Genomic DNA, 21,094 nt, shown 5'->3' with positions numbered 1-21,094 from the left:
GCGGCCGCGCGCTCGACAGAGGCCGCGCGCTCGGCAGGCGCCGTCCGGCGGGGCGGGCGTTCCCGCCATTCGGCCGGCACCACGCCTGGTCCCGGGCCGGTGGCCTACCGGCCCGACGCGGGCCACACCCGGGTCAGGTCCGTCCCGGCGCCCCGCGCCCACCAGCCCACCCACCGCGTGCCGGTCCGCCGCCCACCCGCCGCGCGGCGGTCACGTGCCGGCCGGTCCGTCAGGACCACGGACGGTGGCCGGGCGGCGGCGCGTGCTCGCCCGGCGCGTCCGAGAGGCGTCGGGCCAGGAGCCCGATCGCGGCGCGCACACCGTGCCCGTACGGATCGTCTCCCAGCGCACCGGACGCCCCCCTGGCCAGGTCGAGCTGGGCGCGAGCGGCGTCCGGGCGGCCGAGCTTGGCGTAGTCGGCCGCGAGGTTGAGGTGCAACGACGGATACAGGCCCCGAACGGCCGCGACCGCCGCCCGCCGCCTCGCCTCGATCCCGCCGTCACACTCCGCCGCCCCGGGGTCACGGTCGCCTGCGATGGCCCCCCACGGCTCATCCTCCGGAACGCGCCCCGGCCCGGTCGCCTCCGACGCCCGCCCCCGATCACCCGGCGCGCCCGCGCCACGCCCGGCCACCTCGTCCCGGTCAGCCGTCACCTCCGGATCGGTCGCCCCGTCCGAGGTGGCCGACACGGACCATCGCGCCGGCGTCTCCCACCCGCACTCGGGACTCTGCCCGTGCAGGAGCCGGTCGGCGGCGGCCAGCGCGCGCAGGTCCCAGGCCAGCTCGTCGGTCGGGTCGTCCTGGGTGTCGGCCAGGTAGTGCGCCAGCGTGCAGCGGTGGAAGGTGTCACCGTCCGCGCCCAGCTCCAGCCACAGCTCCCCGAGCCGGTTCCGCGCCTCTTCGCGGTCACCGCCCCGGTGCAGCATCACCGCCTGCCCGATGCGGGTCAGCATGGCGTCCGCTGACGCCTCCTCCTGCCGCTCGGCCACCATGGCCGCCTCCCGTCTTCCCGTTCCTGTCGGCGTCTCCCTCGGTCGGGGCCGACGCTAGCCGGCGCCGCCGCGAATGCGGCTCAGGCGCCAGCGGGCGGACGGGGCCGACCCGGAGACGACCCGGGCGGCGTACGCACCACGCCCGGACCCACGTCAGCGGGCCGGGCGCGGCGACGGGCTCCGGCACGGCGCACGGGCAGCGCCGGGGGGGGCCGCTCGTCGACCGGCGGGCAGGCCGCCCGTCCCGACCACCGCCTTCCGGCAGCCGCCGGTGCGGGCGCTTCGCCGCTATGCGCCGAGGTCGGGTATCCGCCAGTCGACGGGCTCGTGGCCCTGGGCCGCGATCGCCTCGTTGATCTGCGTGAACGGCTTCGAGCCGAAGAACTTGCGGGCCGACAGCGGCGAGGGGTGCGCGCCCTGCACGACGGTGTGCCGATCGGTGTTGATCAGCGGCAGCTTCTTCTTCGCGTAGTTGCCCCAGAGCACGAACACGGCCGGGTCGGGCCGGGCGTCCACGGCGCGGATGACCGCGTCCGTGAAGGTCTCCCAGCCCTGGCCCTTGTGCGAGTTGGCCTCGCCGGACCGCACCGTGAGCACCGCGTTCAACAGCAGGACGCCCTGCTGGGCCCAGGGCATGAGATAGCCGTTGTCGGGGACGGGGTGGCCCAACTCGTCCCGCATCTCCTTGTAGATGTTCCGCAGCGAGGGCGGGGTCCTGACGCCCGGCCGCACGGAGAAGCACAGCCCGTGCCCCTGTCCCTCGCCGTGGTACGGGTCCTGACCGAGGATCAGCACCTTGACCCGGTCGTACGGCGTGGCGTCCAGCGCCGCGAAGACCTCCTCGCGCGGCGGGTACACCGGGCCCCGCGTCCGCTCCTCCTCGACGAACTCGGTGAGCCGCGCGAAGTACGGCTTGTCGAGTTCGTCGCCCAGGGCGTCCTGCCAGGATGCGGGCAGCATGTCGGTCACTTGGGTGTTCCTCCGGTCCGTTCGTGCTTGACGGATACGAACGTACCCCCGACCACTGACAACGGCCGCCGCGTGGCGGCCCGTCGCGCTCCTCCGCGCCGGCCACCGGCCCCCGGGCACCCGTGGCCCGACGCGCACCCGTGGGGTCGGCCAGCCGCCCGGGGCGCGGCCCCGGAAAGGGCGGTGCGCCCGGACGCCGGGGCCTCAGACGCCCGCGTTGAGGAACAGGCCGCCGTCCACGACCAGCGTCTGACCGGTGATCCAGGCGGAGTCCTCGGACAGCAGGAAGGCGGCGGCGCCCCCGATGTCACGGGGCACGCCGAGCCGGCCCAGCGGGTACGCCGCGGCGGCCTCCTCCTCGCGCCCCTCGTACAACGTGGCGGCGAACTTCGTCTTGACGACCGCGGGGGCGATCGAGTTCACCCGCACCAGCGGTGCCATCTCGTGCGCGAGTTGCACCGTGAGGTTGATCATCGCGGCCTTGCTCATGCCGTAGGCGCCGATGAAGGGCGAGGGCGCGACGCCCGCGATGGAGGCGATGTTCACGATCGCGCCGCCGTGTTCCCTCTGCCACGCCCGGTAGGTCTGCTGGGCGAAGCCCAGGGCCGAGACCACGTTGGTCTCGAAGACCTTCCGCGCCACGCCGAGGTCGAGCTCGGCGAGCGGCCCGAACACCGGGTTCGTGCCGGCGTTGTTGACCAGGTAGTCGACACGGCCGAACGCCTCCATCACCCGCTCGACGGCCACCGCCTGGTGCGCCTCGTCGTGCGCCTTGCCCGCCACGCCGATCACCCGGCCCTCGCCGCCGGACGCCGTGGCGGCCAGCGCTTCGACGGCCGCGGCCAGCGCGTCCTCGCCCCGGCCGGTGACGCACACCCGATGGCCACGGGCCACCAGGGCCTCGGCCACGCCGTATCCGATGCCCCGGCTGCCGCCCGTGATCAGGGCGACCTTGTCCGTGTCCGCTGCTCCCATGAGCCGTCCTTCCTCGTGTTCGGGTATGCGGTACGCGTCAGTTGAGCGGGCCGCCGGCCACGTACAGGACCTGGCCCGAGACGAACCCCGCCTGCTCGCCGGTGAAGAAGGCGATGGCGTTCGCGATGTCGGCGGGCTCGCCCACCCGGCCCACCGGGATCTGGGTGGCCGCGGCGGCCTGGAAGTCCTCGAAGCCCATGCCCACGCGCTCGGCCGTCGCCGCGGTCATGTCGGTGGCGACGAAGCCGGGGGCGACGGCGTTGGCGGTGACACCGAACTTGCCCAGCTCGATGGCGAGGGTCTTGGTGAAGCCCTGGAGGCCGGCCTTGACCGCCGCGTAGTTGGCCTGGCCACGGTTGCCGAGCGCGGAGCTGCTGGAGAGGTTGACCACGCGCCCGAACCCCGCGTCCACCATGTGCTTCTGGCAGGCGCGCGCCATCAGGAACGCACCGCGCAGGTGGACGTTCACGACCGTGTCCCAGTCGGATTCGCTCATCTTGAACAGGAGGTTGTCGCGCAGGACACCCGCGTTGTTCACCAGGATCACCGGGGGGCCGAGTTCGGTCGCCACACGCGCCACGGCGGCCTCCACCTGGGGGCCGTCGGCGACGTCGCAGCCGACGGCCAGCGCCGTGCCGCCGGCCGCCGTGATCGCCTCGACAGTGCCCTGGCAGGCCGCCTCGTCCAGGTCGAGCACGGCGACGGCACGGCCCTCGGCGGCCAGGCGGACGGCGGTTGCCGCGCCGATGCCACGGGCCGCGCCGGTCACGATGGCGACGCGCTGTTCGGTGGTGGACATGCGGGTTCTCCTCGCCTCGGAAGCGTCGCCCGCGTTCGGCGTCGGCACCCCGACCCGAGAACTGAGCAACCGCTTAGTAGCTTCAGCAGACGAGACGCTAGAAGCCCGGCCACCCCCTGTCAACGGGCCGCCCGCTCAGCGCACCAGCAGGTCCAGCAGTCGGTCGACCTCCGCGTTCGCGTCCGTGGTCAGCCCCGTGTGCACGGGGCCCGGCTGCACGACCGTACTGCGCGGCGCCACCAGCCACCGGAACCGGCGCCCGGCCGCGTCGCCCGCCGCCTGACCGGCCTCCACGCCGCCGTGACAGACGCCTTCGACGGCGCTGAGGGCAGCACGTACGCTCGCCACGTCCGCGGTGGGGTCGAGCGCCCGCAGCCGGTCCTCGTCCAGATGGGTGCGTGCGGCGACCAGGGATCGCGCGTGGCAGTACAGGACCACACCCGCGTTGATCAGCTCGCCCCGCTCCATCCGGGGCACCACGCGCAGCACGGCGTACTCGAACACGTCGCGCCCGTTGTGCAGTCCGCTCACTTCGCCGCCTTCCCCTCGGCCCAGACGCGGAGCCACGCCGGCGCCCGCGAGGGCTGTCGGGTCGTGGGCGGGCCGAGCGTGATCCGCTCGTGGATGGTCTCGACGCGGTCCAGGAGGCGCTCGACGTACGCCGCGCGCAGTCGCTCGGGACCGTCCGCCCCCTCGAAGCCCGGCTCGCCGAGCAACCACTCCTCGGGGACGTCCGCGACGACCTCGGTCAGCAGGTCGCGGGTGACCCTGGGCGCGAGTGCCCCGGCCGCCGCCTCGACGTCCGGGTCGAACGGGGCGAGCACGTGGTCGGACGCGTCGTAGGGCCTGGCCGCGGCCTGGGGCGCGGTCGGCCAGTTGTGGTGCCAGATCATGGTGGCGCCGTGGTCGATGAGCCACAGCTCGCCGTGCCACACCAACAGGTTGGGATTGCGCCAGGAGCGGTCGACGTTGTTGATCAGCGCGTCGAACCACACCAGCCGCCCGGCGTCCAGCGGGTCCACCGCGAAGGCCAGCGGATCGAAGCCGAGCGAGCCGGGCAGGTAGTCCATGCCCAGGTTCAGCCCGCCACTGGCCTTGAGGAGTTCCTGCACCTCCTCGTCCGGCTCGGCCAACCCGATCACCGGATCGAGCTGCATCCGGACCAGGTCGGGCACCCGCAGCCCGAGCCGCCGGCCCAACTGCCCGCAAATGATCTCGGCGATCAGGGTCTTCCGCCCCTGACCAGCACCGGTGAACTTCATGACATACGTACCGAGATCGTCGGCCTCGACGATCCCGGGGAGCGAGCCACCCTCACGCAGCGGCGTGACGTAACGGGTCGCTGTGACCTCTGTCAGCACTTTCCCAGGCCACCCATCTCTACAGCCTCACGGTCTATGACGACCTCTCCAGGACACCGAGGCGAAAACTACCGGGTCAACGGCGCTGGAACGCATCCGGGGACCTCGACCGACGCATCGGCCTCCCCGCTCCCCCGGCAGACCGTCGAGGACACCACGCCCCTCGCTGCCGGCCTCCGACACGAAGTGAGCATAGTAACCGAAAGTGACCGCCGGCGAGGAATGTCCGAGCCACTGAGCGCCACCCATGGGCGCACGCTTATCTGACCGCCGCCCCGTTGCCGATGCCAGTGCTGTGCCGCTCCTGGGCGGCAAGGAGCCGATCGGCGTGATCGACGGCCCACTGGCCGAGGGCGGCCAGCGGTCCGTCAGAGAGGCTGCGGCCGTCATGACGGCAGGCCGGGCACAGCCTCCCGGGTGATGGCAGAGCGTCGCGCCTCTGTGGTCATGGAGACCTGTGCCCGCGTTGCCGCCGGGTCTCCTCGCGCCACCTGTCTGCGCGAGCTCTTGTCGGGCCCATGGGACGGGCCGGCCGCGTGGGCGGTGGCGGCCACGGTGTGGGGCGTCCACGCCCGAGTCCACCACCTGAGCGGTGAACAGGCCGTGGATGCTCCGGGCGCGGGCCACATCGCCGGCGCAGCGCCGTCAAAACTCCGGGTCGGCCGCGAATTCCTCCCGCACCACCTGGAGCGCGCCGGGCCGGCCGCCTGGCGTGTGGCCAGATACACGACGCCCCTCCCGCCGGCGCCGAGCCGGGCGGGCAGGCGGTAGCCGCCGATCTGGTGGAGAGCGTGGGCCGACAGGGGGTTGTGGGTGGCCCACACCCAGAAGGGCTGAAGGGGCACAGTGACTCTTTCGGCAAGGGGGCGAACACGGGCGGGCGGTTGCCACACCGGCACGCGAGGGCGCAGCGACCGCTGAGCTGCCGTCGGAGGGCGATCGCGCCGCTAATTAAAATTTCAGTTAGTGCAATCGTTTCTCCGCGTCACCCCAGAACCCGCCCCAGAACCACGGACTCACCGTGGATGAGCCACAGCCCGCAGCCACCTCACCGCGTCGAGTCCGGTCGATACGGTCCGATATTTTTGACTGAATTTTCAGTTTGTGTCAGAGTCGCTGGCAGCGCCCGGTTTCGTCCGCAGAGGCCTCATCGCGCTCGCGCTCGACGTCCCTCACGGCTTCACCGCACTGGCGCCCCTGGCACGTCACTCCCGCGCTGCGCTCACCGAGCGTCAAGCCGATGCGGACGACTACGTTGATCCCACCACGATGATCGGAGCTCACCGTGTCCCCCCTCCTCCCCTCACGCCGCTCAGCCCTCCGTACCCTCACCGGAATCGGCGCCGTCGTCCTGGGCGCCTCGGCCTGCGGCTCCGGCAACGAGCCAGGAACCACGAGCACCTCCGAGAGCACGGACACAGAGGCGAAGGGCCTGCGCCTGGGCGCCGAGTGGGAGAGCCACGCACGCACCTTCATGTCGTGGCCCGCACTGGACTCGGTGTGGGGCGAGGACCTCCCCTACGTACGCGAGGACATCGCCCGAATCGCGCGCGCCATCGCCGAGTACGAGTACGTCGTGATGATGGCCCGGCCCGGCCAGCGGAAGGCTGCCCAGAAGGCATGCGGGCGCGATGTCGAGGTCATCCCGCTGATGGTCGACGACCTGTGGGCCCGTGACACGGTGCCGGTGTTCGTGGAGGACGACGGCAGGACCACCGGCGTCGACTTCAACTTCAACGGGTGGGGCGACAAGCAGGAGCACACCAACGATGCCGAGGTGGGCGCCACCCTCCTGGCCGAGTACGACATCCCCCGTCGCAAGGCCCCGCTGGTCGCCGAGGGCGGCTCCTTCGAGACCGACGGCGAGGGCACCCTCCTCGTCACCGAGAGCTCGGTCGTCAACGCCAACCGCAACCGCGGCAAGAGCCGGGATCAGATCGAGGCCGAGATCAAGCGGACCTTGGGCATCGAGAAGGTGATCTGGCTGGCGGGCGTGCGCGGTGAGGACATCACGGACGCGCACGTGGACAGCCTCGTACGGTTCACGGCCCCCGGCGTGGTACTCCTGGACACGGCGCACCCGGACACGCCGGCCGACTCCTGGTCCCGCTCCTCCGACCAGGCGCGGGCCGTGCTCGGCAAGGCCACCGACGCCAAGGGCCGACCGTTCGAGGTCATCGATCTGCCGCAGCCCGACCTGTACGAGATCACCGGCGAGGGCGACGACTTCGTGTCGACGTACGCGAACTTCTACGTCGCCAACGACTCGGTGTTCATGCCCCAGTTCGGCGACCACAAGGCCGACAAGCGGGCCCGTAGCATCCTGCGGGAGCACTTCCCCGGCCGCGACATCGTGCCGGTCAAGATCGACACCATCGCCTCCGGTGGCGGCGGCATCCACTGTGCTACGCACGACGAGCCCGGCAAGCCGGTCGACTGAGCCCCGGCCCACCCCACGAAGCACCAGTGGTCACGATGCGACGACTCCCCCGATCCCGCGACAGACTCCTGATCGCGGGGCTGGTCCTGCTCGCCGTCGCGGCGGCAGCGGCCATCGGGATCTGGGTGCAGGTCGGCGAGCGTCAGGCTCTGGACACCCGCTACCGTGCGGGCGCCTCGGTCCCCGACCGAGTGGACATCGCGGCGTCCGTTCAACGTGTCGACGCCGCCGGCCGGGAGATGGCCCTGCGCGTCCTGGTCACCCCGCGCGGGAACCTGGCGGAGGCGGGCGGCATCTCCCCCGCGCGGACCCTCACCCTGCAGACCTCGCCCTCGGTCCGTGGCGATCTCACCTTCCCGGCCCACGGTCGGATCTCGACCGTGGACGTGCGCGTGGCCCTGACGGCTGGGTCGGTCACGGACTATCCGTTCGACGCCTACGACGCGGCGCTTGAGTTCGGTGTCGTCCAGGGCGGCGAGGCGGTGCCCGTCCGTATGACGCTGTCCAACCGTGACGCGCTGTTCGCCGCCGACATCGACGCGTACGAGGCGGACGGCGCCGCGGTGTTCGACGTCGGCCTCGCCCGCTCCACCAGCGCCCTGATCTTCGCGGTGTTCATGATGGCCGCCATGTGGGCCCTGGCCCTCGCCGTACTCATCGGCGCTTGGTTCCTGCTCAGCCGACGCAAGGGCCTGACCTGGCCCGCCCTCGGCTGGATGGCCGCCACGCTCTTCGCCCTCGCGGCCTTCCGCAACACCGCACCTGGCGCACCGCCGATCGGCTCGCTCCTGGACTACATGGCCTTCCTCTGGGCGGAGACGCTCATCGCGTTCTGCATCATCACCGTGGCCGTGATGGGGATGCGGGCAGAGGCTCATCCGCCGGAGCCAGGGGACTGAATCGTGTGCCCGTGTCTCACAGCCGATACCCGGGCGCACGGCGTTCAGGCGCCTGGTTCCCGCGTCGTGACGCAGTGCGCGCCGCTGTTGCTGTTGCCGTTGCCGTTGCCGTAGAGCTTGTCGAGGTTGAGCTGACCGACGGGCCTGCCGCACGCAGCCGCGATCGCCGACCTGGCCGCCGCGTCCTTGGCGGTGCCGCCGAACGGGGCACTGATCACGGCCAGGCGGGTGCCGTCGTCGAACGCCGCCTCGACCTGGATCTCCGTCACCACGTCGGTGACGCTTGGCCGCGCGCGGGGCCGGGTGGCTGCCCGCGACGGCAGTGACCAGGACGGCGACGGCGGGACCGGCGACGGTCGCGTGGAGGGGGGCGGACAGGGGCCAGCCTTGGGCCAGGGCGTACCCGTAGACGGCGAGGCCGCCCACGACCAGCCCGCCGATGAAGCCCGTCAGCACGACCCCAAGCGGGAACTGAACGGCGATCCGCCCGCCCCTGGCACCCAGCGCGTGGCACAGCCTGATCTCGCCACGGCGTTCCCACACGCCCACCACCTGGTGGCGGCGATTCCGACACCACCGACGAGCAGTGCGACCCCGGCGAGGGACGGGACGAGCCCGGTGAGCACGCCCTTGGCCTCGCTGCGTGCGGTGGGGATGTCGGAGGGCCGGCTGACAGCGACCATCCCCGCAGTCCGCGTCGATCTGCCGCACCGAACCCGCAACGGCCCCGGAGGACGACGACCGATCGCGGGCCTGGAGCCTTCGGTACGCGTACGCGCAGTGAGCGGCTACCGGTACGCGCAGTCAGCGGCCCAGTCGTTCGAGCTCGGCGTCGATGGCCTCGCTCATCAGGGTCCGCGCGTGGGCGATCTGAAGCATGCCGCTGAGCCAGCGCATGCTCAGGCCCTCCGTCAGGGCGGTGAGCCGCTCGGCTGCCGCCGCGAGGGCCGCCGCCGGGGCCATGGGCCGGACCCGGCCCAGCAGGGCCGCCACGTCCTGGACCCATACCAAGGTGGCCCTCGCGAGGTCTTCACGCAGGGCTTCCTCGAAGACGGCGCTGGCCCGCAACTCACCCCAGGCGCTGCTGTTCTCCCTGACCTCGGTCGTGTCCTGGAGCTCAAGCAGCAGAGTCCGTTCCAGTTCCTCGCGCGGGCTGAGCGGCTCGGCCTGCGGGACCTGAGTCGTGTAGCGCTCGGCGCGGTCGCTGATGAACTCCAGTGTCCTGCGCAGGATCCCGGTGCGGTCCTTGAAGTGGTAGTAGATCAGCGCGGTGGATACGCCCGCCTCCTCGGCCAGTTCCTCCACGCGCAGACCACGAACCCCGCGTCGGGCGATCACCCGGGCTGCGGCTTCAAGGATCTGAGTGCTACGAGACGCCATGATCCGAACCCTATCCGGCACCTTCCGTCCGGGACATCACGACCTGCCCGCACCGGGTCATACTGACTGATGATTCAGCCAGCGTGCGAGCCTGTGGGCCCTGCCCACGCACGAGGGGATCACGTGGCGACGGACCGCCGAAAGTCCATCGTGGAAGGCGTCGCCCAAGTCATCGCCTGGCGGGTTCCAGGGGCTTCGCACGGAGGGCCTGGCGGCCGAAGTCGGGGTCTCCACCGCACCGGTCTACCACCACTTCCAGGACCGGGCCGGCATCCTGCGCCACACGTGGGAGTTCACCAGCGAGCGAGCTGAACGGTGCACGCCCGCTGGGGAGCGCCCGGGGAGAACCGGCCGCACAGGACCGTACGGCCGTAAAAGGACCGGAACGACTCATCAGCGCAGGTCAGCACACTGCCAGGAGGCGAACTCGCTGATGAGCGGGGTGCGGTGGACGACTTCACGGCGTACGCACCTGGCAACCGGGGGTGATCGCGGGCCGTGGGTGCCCGAGCCGCCGCGTCAAGGTCACCGCAGACTCTGCGGTTTCGGTGGCGATCGCGGCGTGGGTGCGCCGAAGCACGGGGGAGCCGTCCTTCGGGGTCGCCGCCCCCTGCCGCACCGTCGCCCCCTCGGCAGGCGGCGGAGTGACACCGGCCCACGCCGAGGCCCTGAACGTTTCCCGGGCCCGCCCTGTGCCGGTACTCCGGCAGGGGGGCGAGCTCACCTCAGACGCCAGCGCTTCGGGTCGTCCTCCAGGTGCGCGCGGTCCCAGTCGCCGTGCTCGGCCGCGGCTTCGTAGGTGGTGCGCAAAAACGTCGTCAGCGTGCCGTCGGGGTCGCGCGCGGTGCGCACGGCCTCGTACGGCAGCAGGAACTGGCCGTTCTCGGTGCTGTAGTAGGCGTCCTCCGGCCACACGGGGTGGTCGGCGAAGCCATCCGGCTCGGGGTAGGCGTAGGCGTAGAACGCGCCCTCCTCCCCGCCACCCGGCCAGAAGCCGCAGCTGGACAGCTCGCGCGAGTAGCCTTCGACCATCACCCGGTCGTCGCAGTTCGGAGCGCCGCCGGGATGCGGCGGAGCGGAGCGGCCCGAGAAGCGGGTACAGGCCAGGTCCATCCCGCCCCAGAAGAAGTGCACGGGGCTGACTTTGCCCGTGAAGTGCGCACGGAAGCGGCCCATGACCCGGTGTGCCTGCAGCAGTTGCCGCCAGAAGAGGTGCGCCGCCTCCGCGTCGTAGGAGGCGTGCTGATCGTCCTCCGCGAACGGGATCGAGGGCTCCACCTCGTTGGGACGCCGCTGGAATTCCGCGTGGATGCCGAGCGCGTCGAGTGCCTCCATCGTCTCGGCGTAGAAGGCGGACACCGATTTGGGTTCCAGGGGCACCTCGCGGCTCGTGCCGTCGCTGCCGCGTATGAGCAGCCGGTGGCCGACGAAGTCGAACTCCGCATCGAAGGCGCCGTCGCGGTAGGGCACCGCACCGGTCGTCAGCCCTCTGGGGGTGACGTACAAGGTGACCTGCCACCAGTGGTTGAGCAGCGGCGCGTGGGCCAGCCGGAGCTTGCCGACGATCTGCGTCCACATGTGCAGCGTGTCCCGGGTCGCGGTCCAGTCGGCGACGCGCAGCGAGGGCCATACCGCACGCTCCGGCGCCCCCGGACTGGTGGAGGAGTGGTGAGTGCTCACGGGCGTCCGCCTCCGGAGTTCTACCGGTGCTCGGGGTTGCTGAAGTCGGGACGGCAGCCGGCGTCCCACTCGCTGCGCCGGTTTCCGTATGCCGGGATGCCGCCGGCCGCGCGCAGCATCGCCGCCAGGTGCAGCAGGTTGTACGTCATGAAGGTGGTGTTGCGGCGGGTGAAGTCGTTGTCCGGCCCGCCGGAGCCGGCATCCAGGTACGAGGGGCCGGGCCCCGCCTCGCCGATCCAGCCGGCGTCGGCCTGCGGTGGGATGGTGTAGCCGAGATGCTGCAGGCTGTAGAGCAGGTTCATGGCGCAGTGTTTGACGCCGTCCTCGTTGCCGGTGATCAGACACCCGCCGACCCGGCCGTAGTACGCGTACTGCCCGGCCTCGTTGAGCAGGCTGGAGCAGGCGTACAGCCGCTCGATCACCCGCTTCATGAGGGAGCTGTTGTCGCCGAGCCAGATCGGCCCGCACAACACCAGGATGTCGGCATCCATCACCCGCTGGAACAGCTGCGGCCACTCGTCGCCCGCCCAGCCGTGCTCGGTCATGTCCGGCCACACTCCGGTGGCGATGTCGTGGTCGGCGGCCCGGATGGTGTCGACCCGCACTCCGTGGTGCCTCATGATGCCGGCGCTGCGGTCGATGAGTCCGCCCGTGTTGCTGACCTCCGGCGACCGCTTCAGGGTGGCGTTGACGAAGAGCGCGCGCAACCCGTCGAAGCGGGGCTCGGCGCTGTCTGCCCGTGCCACGCTCGCTTCCGATCCTGGCCCTCCCATGGTCGGTCCTCCTCGGATGCGATGTGGGGAGATCGAAGGCACCACGACCAGCACGCTACGACGTCCTGGGGGATCTCGCAGCGCCGAGCCGTCCCCCCAGCCGGTGACGGGCGTGGCGGGCTCTCGGCCCCGACCGGCCCGCGTCGAGTGTTCGGAGCGGCGGCGACGGCCCGGCCGAACCCGCTGGTCGTAGGTCCGATCACCACGCCCCACCGAGCATGATCATCTACGGTGGGAAACCACTTTCGTGACAAGCCCCGGACCCCGGTTCTCCACATCGCGAAGCCTCAGGGTGCCCGGAAGGCCCATCCCTGTCGCGCGGCGGCCCCGCGCGGATGACACTGGAGCACGTGGTCACCCCAATCAGGTGAACCCTCCCGCCTTGACCGACCTGCGGGAGCGCCGCGCCGAATCCGTCGTGGCTCTCCCTCGCCTGGTCGAAGCCGATGTGCGGTACGTCTGCGCACCACACCGGTGGCACGAGTTCCCGGGAGACAGCACCGAGGCGCCGGTGACCCAACGGGCGGAGGACTGGCGGTCCGCTTCACCGGGCCCGTGGTGGGCGGGTACCGCGAGGAGTGGGGCTGACCTACCGGCGAACGGTGGAGCAGGCCCCGGAATCGGTCCGTGTTCGGCGCGCGAAGACCTGGCCGGCGATCCGGGTCAGGGTGAGGACGCAGGCCGGCGCGGTCCGCGACAGAGCGGCCTGCACCAGGCGACGGATTCCGGATCGCACAGGCGGGCGCGAACGGGTACCACCGCATCGAGAAGGGAACCGACCGTGACAGGAATGCCCGCTGAGGAATACGAGCGCGCTCAACTGCTTTTCGAGGCCAAGGATTACGCCGCCGCGGCCCGGACACTCCACAGCCTCGTCGAGAGTGCTCCGGAGAATAGGGCCGCCCGGATGCTCCTGGCTCGCGCCTATTACCACTCCGCGCAGTTGACACGCGCCGAGGGCGAGTTGCGCACCGTGCTCGAGCAGGACCCCTCCGAGGCGTATGCCCACCTCATGCTCGGCCGCACGCTGGAACGGCAGAGCAGGGAGGAGGAAGCCGCTAGGCATCTCCGGCTGGCACGCGCCATGGGCATCGATGAGGGGTGACTGAGGTCAGCGAGGACGGCGCGGAGATCCTGACCGAGACCGGTGTTACCGTCCAGCTTTCCCGCACCGCGGAGGGGCCGAGCTTTGACTGTTTCGCCTCTTTGACACAGACAGAGCCACCTGCCGTGAAACCGCGAGAGATTCAGTCCTCTCCCCGAGGGCGTCAATCGGTCTCTTCGCGCTGTGCGACGGCAGGGATTCGTGTGGGCTGGGAGCTTCGGACGCGTTGTTGCGGAGTGCCTGGAGACGAGGGAAGCTGAGATTCTGGGAGTCTCCGACGGAATGGCCGAAGGCCGGTCGGAAATGCACCGACGGTCGGGCGGCTCACGCGTCGGGAAGCGCGGGCGGTGCGTGCCAGCCGCGGGGAGAGTACCCACCCGTTCCTGGCTTCTGTTGTCGGCCGATGCACCCGTGGTCCTGAAGGAGGGCTCATGCAGCAGGACAAGCACCCGGAGTACCACCCTGTGGTGTTCCGTGACCGTGCGGCGGGCTACGCCTTCCTCACACGCTCCACCGCGCACAGCGATCATCTGATCGAGTGGGACGACGGTGCGACCTACCCGGTCGTGGATGTGGAAATCTCCTCGGAGAGCCACCCGTTCTACACCGGCAAGGCGCGGAACGTCGACCCCGAGGGACGCATAGCGCAGTTCGAGCGGCGCTATGGCGGCACGAGTGATGCGCCTGACGGCGGGAGCGACGCCTGACCGCGTCGCTCGAACCCTGGTCGTCCGGTCCCACCGTCACGGCGGTGGCGGATGCGGCTCGCGCGGACGAGCTGCCCGTGGTGTTCACGACGGTAGGGGTCACACGCGGAGCGAACAGCGGGAGAGCCACAACCGTCTCCACGGGAGGACGATGATGACGAGCCGCGATGATTTGCCGGCACCCGAGCACGGATTGATCCTCACCCACTTTCTGACTGTTCGCGATGTCGCGACCTCGCGGCGTTTCTATGCCGACATCCTCGGTGGTGAGATCGTGCTGGAGGAGAACCCCGGCATCGTGAAGGTCACCAACAGCTGGATCATCATGAACCCCGGCGGCGGCCCCACTCCCGACAAGCCCGGCGTCACCCTGGCACCCCCGACCCCTGAAAGCGGGAACACCGTCTCCAGCTTCATGAACGTGCGCGTGGCCGACATCGCCGCCTTCCACGCCGACGCCACCGCCAAGGGCGCGGAGTTCCTGACCGCCCCGCTGGACCGCAAGGCAGAACTCCGCTGCTATCTGCGTGATCCGGACGGCTATCTCATCGAGATCGGTCAGGCCACCGGAATGCTGGAGGGGATATTCGCCGACCCGCCCGCAGAAAATGGTCAATGATCCCCCGTACGGGCGGCTATCCGCTCATGCGGCGCCCGGGTCTCGCCGTATCGGCCTCCTCGGGCCGTTCCGCGCTGACCGGCGGGCATGGCGACCGCAGGGGACGTCGCGGTCGACCACAGCGGGTGGCAAGGCGACCCGGCGACAAGAAAGCGGTATCGCGTGGCATCAGCTTCGAAAGTCCTCCCCGGCATATCGAGACTATGGTGGAACCGGGACATGTCCCGCGTGACCGAAACAGACGCGACGGGACGGCCATGGCCGGCAGGCAGCCTCGGCAACCAGAAGCGCCGGAACCCACCGCGAGAGTGCTGCCGCAAAGCGGCCTACACACGGATCTCGGGGTGCCTCGGCGCCAGGGCCGAAGGCTGGGTGAGCCAGGACGCGGAAGCGGAAAGGCCAGTGCGATGACAGACATGCAGTTCGGCATCTTCACCGTCGGTGACGTCACTCCCGACCCCACCACGGGCCGTACCCCGACCGAGGCGGAGCGCATCCGGGCCACGGTCACCATCGCCGAGAAAGTGGAGGAGGTCGGACTGGACGTCTTCGCGACCGGCGAGCACCACAACCCGCCTTTCGTACCGTCCTCCCCCACCACCCTGCTCGGCTACATCGCGGCACGCACCGAGCGGATCGTCCTGTCCACCTCCACGACACTGATCACCACCAACGACCCGGTCAAGATCGCCGAGGATTTCAGTGTGCTGCAACACCTGTCCCAGGGGCGCACGGACGTCATTCTCGGACGCGGCAACACCGGTCCCGTCTACCCGTGGTTCGGCCAGGACATCCGCAAGGCACTCCCCCTGACCGTCGAGCACTACGGCCTGCTGCGCCGGCTGTGGCGGGAGGAGGTGGTGGACTGGGAAGGCGAGCTGCGCAGTCCACTCCACGGATTCACCCTCGCTCCCCGCCCGCTCGACGGCGTGCCACCGTTCGTCTGGCACGGGTCCATCCGCACGCCGGAGGTCGCGGAACTCGCCGCCTACCACGGAGACGGGTTCTTCGCGAACCACATCTTCTGGCCCGCGTCCCACACCCAGCGCATGGTGGAGCTGTACCGTCGGCGCTTCGAGCACCACGGCCACGGAAAGGCCTCCCAGGCCATCGTGGGGCTTGGCGGACAGGTCTTCATGCGTCGCAACAGCCAGGACGCCGTCAGCGACTTCCGTCCCTACTTCGACAACGCGCCCGTGTACGGCCACGGCCCCTCACTGGAAGAGTTCACCTCCCTCACGCCCCTGACGGTGGGGTCGCCCACCCAGGTCATCGAGAAGACACTGGGATTCCGCGACTACGTCGGGGACTACCAGCGCCAACTGTTCCTCATCGACCATGCCGGACTGCCGCTGAAGACCGTGCTGGAGCAACTGGATCTCCTCGGTGAAGAGGTGGTGCCAGTGCTTCGGAAGGAATTCGCCACCGGCAGGCCGGACGACGTCCCCGCCGCCCCCACCCACCAGGCGAGGGTCGAGGCGGCGCGAGAAGCCGACCGGGAACCGGACCCGAGTCCGAACACAGGCGAAGAACAGGAGCGACCGTGACCAAAGTCGCGATTGTCACCAGCGGCCTGCGCGAGCCGTCCTCGACGCGTCTCCTCGCCAACTGGCTTGAGTCAGCCGTGCGTACCGGGCTGTCCGAACGCGGAATGACGGCTGAGGGGTCATTCGTGGAACTGCGCCCCCTGGGCCACGCGATCATGGACGCGATGTTCACCGGCTTCGCCACGCCCCCGCTGGAGGAGGCGTTCCAGACGGTCGCGGACGCCGACGGCCTCATCGCGGTGACGCCGGCCTTCAACGCCTCCTACAGCGGCCTGTTCAAGTGCTTCTTCGACGTACTGCCACAGGAGACCCTCTCGGACATGCCTGTCCTCATCGGCGCCACCGGGGGGACCGAACGCCACTCTCTCGTCCTGGAGCACGCGCTGCGGCCGATGTTCTCCTACCTGCACGCGATCGTCTCGCCGAGGGGCGTCTACGCCGCCACGGAGGACTTCGGCACCCAGCAGGACTCGGCCCTCGGGGACCGCATCACCGCCGCCGCGGCCGACTACGCGCGTCTGATCGATGGATGTGGCCCCCGCCGACGTCGGGACACCTTCGCCGAGGACCTCGCCTCGATGGAGAGACTCCTCGGCGACTCACCCCACGGTTCCAGCTGACCAGAACCCGTACTGGTCACGGTGGTTCCGGCAGCCCCCGCGGCGCAGCGCCGAGCCGGCTGGCGGCTGCGAGCGGGGTGCTCAGAGGTCGAGGCGGCGCGCTCACGACAGGTACGGCGAGTGCCGGACCCGCTCGCCGAGCCGCTCAGCGGTCGCGCGTGGGAAGGTGGGCCAGCCCGGTGTCCCGCATGACGCGGTCGACGGTCTCCGGCAGTGTGCTCGTGGCGTGGATGACGGTCTCCCACCCGTCGGGCAACAGGTCGCGCGGGCGGTACCAGTCGCGCAGGTGTGTCTCGCTGACCTCGTCGGCGATCGGCTTGGTGGCGTGTCGGGCGAGGGTTTCCTCGAACGGCACGTTCAGGTAGTAGCCGTGGGTGGGGCCACGGTGGTCGGCACGCAGGCGGTCGAGCATGTCGCCGTAGCGGTCGGCGTAGAGGATGCCCTCGACCACCACGTGGTAGCCCGCGTCGAGGGCGTAGCGGGCCGTCAGGTCGATCAGGCCGATGTTCGCGGCGCCGGGTCGGTCCCGCTCGCGGAGCACGGTGCGGCGCAGGTTGTCCTGGCCGACCAGGGCCAGGCCGCGGCCGAACCGCTCGCGGAGGCCGGCCGCGACGGACGACTTGCCTGATCCGCTGTTGCCGCGCAGCACGACCAGTCGGGTTTCCAAGGTTCCCATCATCACGACAATCACGCTACGGGCGTCCGCTGTCACCGGGGCGGGCGTCTCGCCGCCGGCGCCGGGGCACTCCGGCCCGGCGCGGGCGGGTGCGCCTTGGGTCGCGGGCCACCGGCACCGCGTCGCGCGCGTCGCCGGCGCGCGACACGCGCTCACCGCGTGGGAGTGCGGCATCGCCCGCCCGGAGCCCGGGCGCGCTGGTCCCCGCCTCGCCGGGATCACCGCCCCCCTGTCGACACCGGTACGCCATTAGCTTAGGCTCGCCTAAATCAACTGGTTCGCTCCGTCAGCGTGCCCGGCTCTCGTACGCCCTCACGTGTGAGGAGCCGACGACGGACCCGCTCCGCGACGCCCTGTCGGGCGAGTCGGAGCGCGAACCACGCGTGTGCCCTGCCGGCCTCGGACGTCAGGCGCTCACCTGGCTACCAGGCCCGGAAGACCAAGGGAACAACGTAACTCGACATGTGCACGACTGCGGTTGAGCGCCCCGCACCCGGGGATCTCGCGGAAGCCCACCGGCGGCGGAGCGTGGGCCTGGGCACGCTGGTACTGGTCCTCGTCCTCCTCGCGGGGGTGTCCTTGGCGGTCGGGGCGCGCGCGCTCAGCCCCTCCGAGATCTGGCAGGGGCTGTTCGGCTCGCCCGACCCCGATCAGCGCCTGACCGAGATCCGGCTCATCATGCGGACCGTACGGGTGCCGCGCACGGTGCTGGCGATCGTGGCGGGCCTGGCCCTGGGGGTTGGCGGGGCGCTGATCCAGGGGTACACCCGCAACCCGATAGCCGACACGGGCCTGCTGGGGGTGAACGCCGGCGCCTCCTTCGCCGTGGTGTCGGTGATCGCCGTGTTCGGGCTGACCAGTCCGCTCCAGTATGTCTGGTTCGGCTTCGCGGGGGCGGCGGTCGCCGGCGTCGTCGTCTTCGGTCTGGCGAGCATCGGCCGAGGTACGGGCAACCCGTTGACGCTCGCCCTGGCCGGGCAGGGGATCACGGTCTTCCTCACGGCCATGACCACGGCGGTCGCGCTGAGCGACCAGAAGTCGCTGAACGCGCTGCGCTTTTGGAGCTCGGGTTCCGTGGCGGGGGTCGGGTTCGACGTGATCTGGCCGGTGAGCGCGTTCATCGTCGTCGGCCTGGTGCTGGCGGCCGTCATCCTGCCCGCTCTCAACCTGCTCAACCTGGGTGAGGACGTGGCGCGGGGGCTGGGTGTGAACATCGCGCGGAGCCGGACGGTCGGCATCGTCGCCATCACCCTGCTGGCGGGCGCGGCCACGGCCGCCTGTGGCCCCATCGCCTTCCTCGGCCTGATGGTGGCGCACGTGGCCCGCTATCTGACCGGTCCCGACTACCGCTGGCTGGTGCCGTACGCGGGTGTGCTGGGCTCGGTCGTCCTGCTGGTGTGCGACATCGTGGGGCGCCTGGTGGTGCGGCCGGGCGAGTTGGACGCGGGGGTCGTGGTCGCTCTGTTGGGCGCCCCGTTCTTCGCGGTGCTGGTGTGGCGAGGGAAGTTCAGGAGCGCATGAACGCGACAGACGTGAAGTCGTCGGTGACACCGGGCGTACGGCTGGGCGGCGTGTCCTTCGTATGGCGCCCCTGGCTCGTACTGGTGACGCTGGTGCTGGCGGCGGCGACCTTCCTGGTGTTCTGCGTCTCCATCAGCGTCGGGGACTTCGCCATCAGCCTGCCCCGGGTGATGGCCACGGTCGTCGGTCGGGGTGAGCGCATCGACGAGTTCGTGGTCATGGACCTGCGGATGCCGCGCGCCCTGGCCGGGGTCGTCGTGGGCATCGCCCTGGGCGTCTCCGGCGCGATCCTGCAGTCCCTCGCCCGCAACCCGCTGGCCAGCCCGGACGTGCTGGGCATCACGGGCGGGGCCAGCGCGGTCGCGGTGTTCCTGGTGACGGTGTCGGGCGGGGTCTCCGCAGCGGTCGTCAACGCGGTGGGCCTGTCGGTCGCCGCGCTCGTGGGCGGCCTCGCCACCGGGCTGCTGGTGTACTTCCTGGCGTGGCGGCGTGGGATCGACGGTCTCCGGCTCATCCTCATCGGCATCTCGGTGAGCGCCGTGACGAACGCGGTGACGACCTGGCTGCTGGTCTCGGCCGACATCCGGGACGTGGCCAGGGCGCAGGCGTGGTTGGTCGGCTCGTTGGACGACCGGTCGTGGGACCAGGTGCGGGTGGCGTTCTGGTGCACGCTCGTCCTGTGCGTCGTGGTGGCGGGTGTCGCCTTCCAGTTCAAACCGATGCACCTCGGGGACGAGGTCGCCGCCGGGCTGGGCGTGCGGTACGTACGGGTTCGGGCCGTGCTGATGCTGTGCGCGGTCCTGTTGGCCGCCGCCGCGGTGGGCGCGGCGGGACCGGTTCCGTTCGTCGCCCTGGTGGCACCGCAGGTGGCGATGCGACTGGCGCGGTGCCCGACGCCACCGATGGCGGCCTCCGGCCTGGTGGGGGCGTTGCTGCTGATCGGCTCGGACCTGATCGCCCGCACGGCGCTACCGATCAGTCTCCCGGTGGGCGTGGTCACCGCCGCGATCGGCGGCCCGTTCCTCGTCTATCTGCTCGTACGAGCGAACCTCAGGTAAATGGCGGCACAGTACGACGAAGCTCAGCTAGGGGGGCTTGTGGAGGCTCAGTTCAGCGCCACGACCGGGTCCGGCGACACCGCCGCCTCGCGGCTGGCGGCCCGGGACATCACGGTCGGTTACGGCGGCCAGACGGTCATCGACGCACTCGACGTGGCGATCCCGCCCGGGGTGGTCACCACGATCATCGGGCCCAACGGATGCGGCAAGTCGACGTTGCTGCGCACCCTGACGCGACTGCTCAAGCCGGCCAGCGGCGCGGTGCTGTTGGACGGGGAGGACATCGCCAGGCTCAGGACCCGGGACGTGGCCAGGAAGCTCGGCCTGCTGCCGCAGGCGCCGGTCGCCCCGGAGGGGTTGACGGTGTCCGACCTGGTCGCCAGGGGGCGCCACCCCCATCAGAGCTGGCTGCGCCAGTGGTCGTCGGACGACGCCGACATCGTGGCGAAGGCGCTGGCCATGACCGGGGTGTCCGACCTGGCGGGGCGCCCGGTCGACTCGCTCTCCGGTGGGCAGCGGCAACGCGTGTGGATCTCGATGACCCTGGCCCAGGGAACCGACCTGCTGTTGCTGGACGAGCCGACCACCTACCTGGACCTGGCGCACGCCATCGACGTACTGGACCTGGTGGACGACCTGCACGAGTCGGGGTGCACCGTGGTGATGGTGCTACACGACCTCAACCTGGCCACCCGCTACAGCGACAACCTCGTCGTGATGCGCGACGGGGCGATCCTGGCACAGGGGTCCCCACGGGAGGTGATCACCGCCGAGTTGCTGCACGAGGCGTTCGGGCTGCGCGCCAAGGTGATCGACGACCCGGTCGGTGATCGGCCCCTCATCGTGCCGATCGGCCGTACGCACGTCCGGCTCGACGCGTAACCCGCCCGCGTGGCAGGCCCACCCACGCGAGGCCACCCATGGCGCCCGGGGCGCCCGCGGCCTCGCGAACCGACCGCCACGGGCGGGTG

General features: G+C 70.8%; 21 protein-coding genes. 10 read left to right on the top strand and 11 right to left on the bottom strand.

All coding sequences use genetic code 11. From position 1 onward, the window contains the following. Positions 1 to 229 precede the first annotated feature (229 nt). The 6 genes from ACFVFR_RS28700 to ACFVFR_RS28675 all read right to left on the bottom strand — a co-directional run bounded on the left by ACFVFR_RS28700 (position 230) and on the right by ACFVFR_RS28675 (position 5,098). The gene (locus tag ACFVFR_RS28700) at positions 230 to 991 is read right to left on the bottom strand and encodes a hypothetical protein (RefSeq protein ID WP_383706933.1); all 762 of its coding nucleotides are present in this window, start codon (positions 989 to 991) and stop codon (positions 230 to 232) included. Positions 992 to 1,282: 291 nt separating this feature from the next. Further along, positions 1,283 to 1,963, bottom strand: a complete 681-nt coding sequence (locus ACFVFR_RS28695; RefSeq protein WP_383706904.1) for a uracil-DNA glycosylase — start codon at positions 1,961 to 1,963, stop codon at positions 1,283 to 1,285. Positions 1,964 to 2,167: 204 nt separating this feature from the next. Further along, positions 2,168 to 2,938: an SDR family oxidoreductase gene (locus ACFVFR_RS28690; protein WP_383706902.1), complete on the bottom strand. Its 771-nt coding sequence runs from the start codon at positions 2,936 to 2,938 to the stop codon at positions 2,168 to 2,170. Positions 2,939 to 2,975: 37 nt separating this feature from the next. Then, a complete protein-coding gene (fabG, locus tag ACFVFR_RS28685) occupies positions 2,976 to 3,737 on the bottom strand; it encodes a 3-oxoacyl-ACP reductase FabG (RefSeq protein WP_383706900.1) in 762 nt (253 codons plus the stop codon). 135 nt (positions 3,738 to 3,872) lie between these two features. Next, entirely contained in the window at positions 3,873 to 4,268 is a 396-nt protein-coding gene (locus ACFVFR_RS28680; protein ID WP_383706898.1) for a DUF3037 domain-containing protein, read from the bottom strand. After that, positions 4,265 to 5,098 (bottom strand): HipA family kinase, encoded by an 834-nt coding sequence (locus ACFVFR_RS28675; RefSeq protein WP_383706896.1) that lies wholly within the window; start codon positions 5,096 to 5,098, stop codon positions 4,265 to 4,267. Before ACFVFR_RS28675 ends, ACFVFR_RS28680 begins: the two co-directional genes overlap by 4 nt. A gap of 1,285 nt (positions 5,099 to 6,383) precedes the next feature. Between ACFVFR_RS28675 and ACFVFR_RS28670 the strand changes: the two genes are divergently transcribed. Then, on the top strand, positions 6,384 to 7,538 hold the full coding sequence (locus ACFVFR_RS28670) for an agmatine deiminase family protein (RefSeq protein WP_383706894.1): 1,155 nt from the start codon (positions 6,384 to 6,386) through the stop codon (positions 7,536 to 7,538). Positions 7,539 to 7,573: 35 nt separating this feature from the next. Beyond that, positions 7,574 to 8,437 (top strand): DUF4436 family protein, encoded by an 864-nt coding sequence (locus ACFVFR_RS28665; RefSeq protein WP_383706892.1) that lies wholly within the window; start codon positions 7,574 to 7,576, stop codon positions 8,435 to 8,437. Positions 8,438 to 8,481: 44 nt separating this feature from the next. On the opposite strand, the gene ACFVFR_RS28660 is transcribed toward ACFVFR_RS28665, so the two are convergent. The 4 genes from ACFVFR_RS28660 to ACFVFR_RS28645 all read right to left on the bottom strand — a co-directional run bounded on the left by ACFVFR_RS28660 (position 8,482) and on the right by ACFVFR_RS28645 (position 12,243). Further along, positions 8,482 to 8,709 carry a hypothetical protein gene (locus tag ACFVFR_RS28660; RefSeq protein WP_383706890.1) on the bottom strand — a complete coding sequence of 76 codons (228 nt, stop codon included), beginning with the start codon at positions 8,707 to 8,709 and terminating at the stop codon, positions 8,482 to 8,484. A gap of 532 nt (positions 8,710 to 9,241) precedes the next feature. Continuing rightward, the gene (locus ACFVFR_RS28655) at positions 9,242 to 9,817 is read right to left on the bottom strand and encodes a TetR/AcrR family transcriptional regulator (protein WP_383706888.1); all 576 of its coding nucleotides are present in this window, start codon (positions 9,815 to 9,817) and stop codon (positions 9,242 to 9,244) included. 720 nt (positions 9,818 to 10,537) lie between these two features. Beyond that, positions 10,538 to 11,497 (bottom strand): DUF5996 family protein, encoded by a 960-nt coding sequence (locus ACFVFR_RS28650; protein WP_383706886.1) that lies wholly within the window; start codon positions 11,495 to 11,497, stop codon positions 10,538 to 10,540. Positions 11,498 to 11,517: 20 nt separating this feature from the next. Beyond that, positions 11,518 to 12,243 carry a flavodoxin family protein gene (locus ACFVFR_RS28645; RefSeq protein WP_383706884.1) on the bottom strand — a complete coding sequence of 242 codons (726 nt, stop codon included), beginning with the start codon at positions 12,241 to 12,243 and terminating at the stop codon, positions 11,518 to 11,520. A gap of 817 nt (positions 12,244 to 13,060) precedes the next feature. Between ACFVFR_RS28645 and ACFVFR_RS28640 the strand changes: the two genes are divergently transcribed. The 5 genes from ACFVFR_RS28640 (at position 13,061) to ACFVFR_RS28620 (ending at position 16,868) form a co-directional block, all read left to right on the top strand. Then, positions 13,061 to 13,375, top strand: a complete 315-nt coding sequence (locus ACFVFR_RS28640; RefSeq protein WP_383706882.1) for a tetratricopeptide repeat protein — start codon at positions 13,061 to 13,063, stop codon at positions 13,373 to 13,375. A gap of 431 nt (positions 13,376 to 13,806) precedes the next feature. After that, positions 13,807 to 14,082, top strand: coding sequence for a type B 50S ribosomal protein L31 (locus tag ACFVFR_RS28635; RefSeq protein WP_383706880.1), 276 nt, complete (start codon positions 13,807 to 13,809; stop codon positions 14,080 to 14,082). 154 nt (positions 14,083 to 14,236) lie between these two features. Next, a complete protein-coding gene (locus tag ACFVFR_RS28630) occupies positions 14,237 to 14,701 on the top strand; it encodes a VOC family protein (RefSeq protein ID WP_383706878.1) in 465 nt (154 codons plus the stop codon). A gap of 416 nt (positions 14,702 to 15,117) precedes the next feature. Further along, the gene (locus tag ACFVFR_RS28625; protein ID WP_383706931.1) at positions 15,118 to 16,248 is read left to right on the top strand and encodes an LLM class flavin-dependent oxidoreductase; all 1,131 of its coding nucleotides are present in this window, start codon (positions 15,118 to 15,120) and stop codon (positions 16,246 to 16,248) included. Continuing rightward, positions 16,245 to 16,868, top strand: a complete 624-nt coding sequence (locus ACFVFR_RS28620) for a CE1759 family FMN reductase (protein WP_383706876.1) — start codon at positions 16,245 to 16,247, stop codon at positions 16,866 to 16,868. The genes ACFVFR_RS28625 and ACFVFR_RS28620 overlap by 4 nt, the downstream gene beginning before the upstream one ends. A gap of 145 nt (positions 16,869 to 17,013) precedes the next feature. On the opposite strand, the gene ACFVFR_RS28615 is transcribed toward ACFVFR_RS28620, so the two are convergent. Continuing rightward, positions 17,014 to 17,547: an AAA family ATPase gene (locus tag ACFVFR_RS28615; protein WP_383706929.1), complete on the bottom strand. Its 534-nt coding sequence runs from the start codon at positions 17,545 to 17,547 to the stop codon at positions 17,014 to 17,016. 459 nt (positions 17,548 to 18,006) lie between these two features. Between ACFVFR_RS28615 and ACFVFR_RS28610 the strand changes: the two genes are divergently transcribed. From ACFVFR_RS28610 to ACFVFR_RS28600, 3 genes are read left to right on the top strand one after another with little or no spacing between them, the layout of a single operon-like run. After that, the gene (locus tag ACFVFR_RS28610; protein ID WP_383706874.1) at positions 18,007 to 19,065 is read left to right on the top strand and encodes a FecCD family ABC transporter permease; all 1,059 of its coding nucleotides are present in this window, start codon (positions 18,007 to 18,009) and stop codon (positions 19,063 to 19,065) included. Continuing rightward, positions 19,062 to 20,123, top strand: a complete 1,062-nt coding sequence (locus tag ACFVFR_RS28605; RefSeq protein WP_383706872.1) for a FecCD family ABC transporter permease — start codon at positions 19,062 to 19,064, stop codon at positions 20,121 to 20,123. The genes ACFVFR_RS28610 and ACFVFR_RS28605 overlap by 4 nt, the downstream gene beginning before the upstream one ends. A gap of 39 nt (positions 20,124 to 20,162) precedes the next feature. After that, a complete protein-coding gene (locus tag ACFVFR_RS28600; RefSeq protein WP_383706870.1) occupies positions 20,163 to 21,005 on the top strand; it encodes an ABC transporter ATP-binding protein in 843 nt (280 codons plus the stop codon). Positions 21,006 to 21,094 lie beyond the last annotated feature (89 nt).

Origin of the sequence: Streptomyces sp. NPDC057702 (genome assembly GCF_042799315.1) — a bacterium.
Taxonomy (GTDB): domain Bacteria; phylum Actinomycetota; class Actinomycetes; order Streptomycetales; family Streptomycetaceae; genus Streptomyces.
The sequence above is the reverse complement of the archived record's forward strand: the minus strand, read 5'-3'. Positions and strand labels throughout refer to the sequence as shown.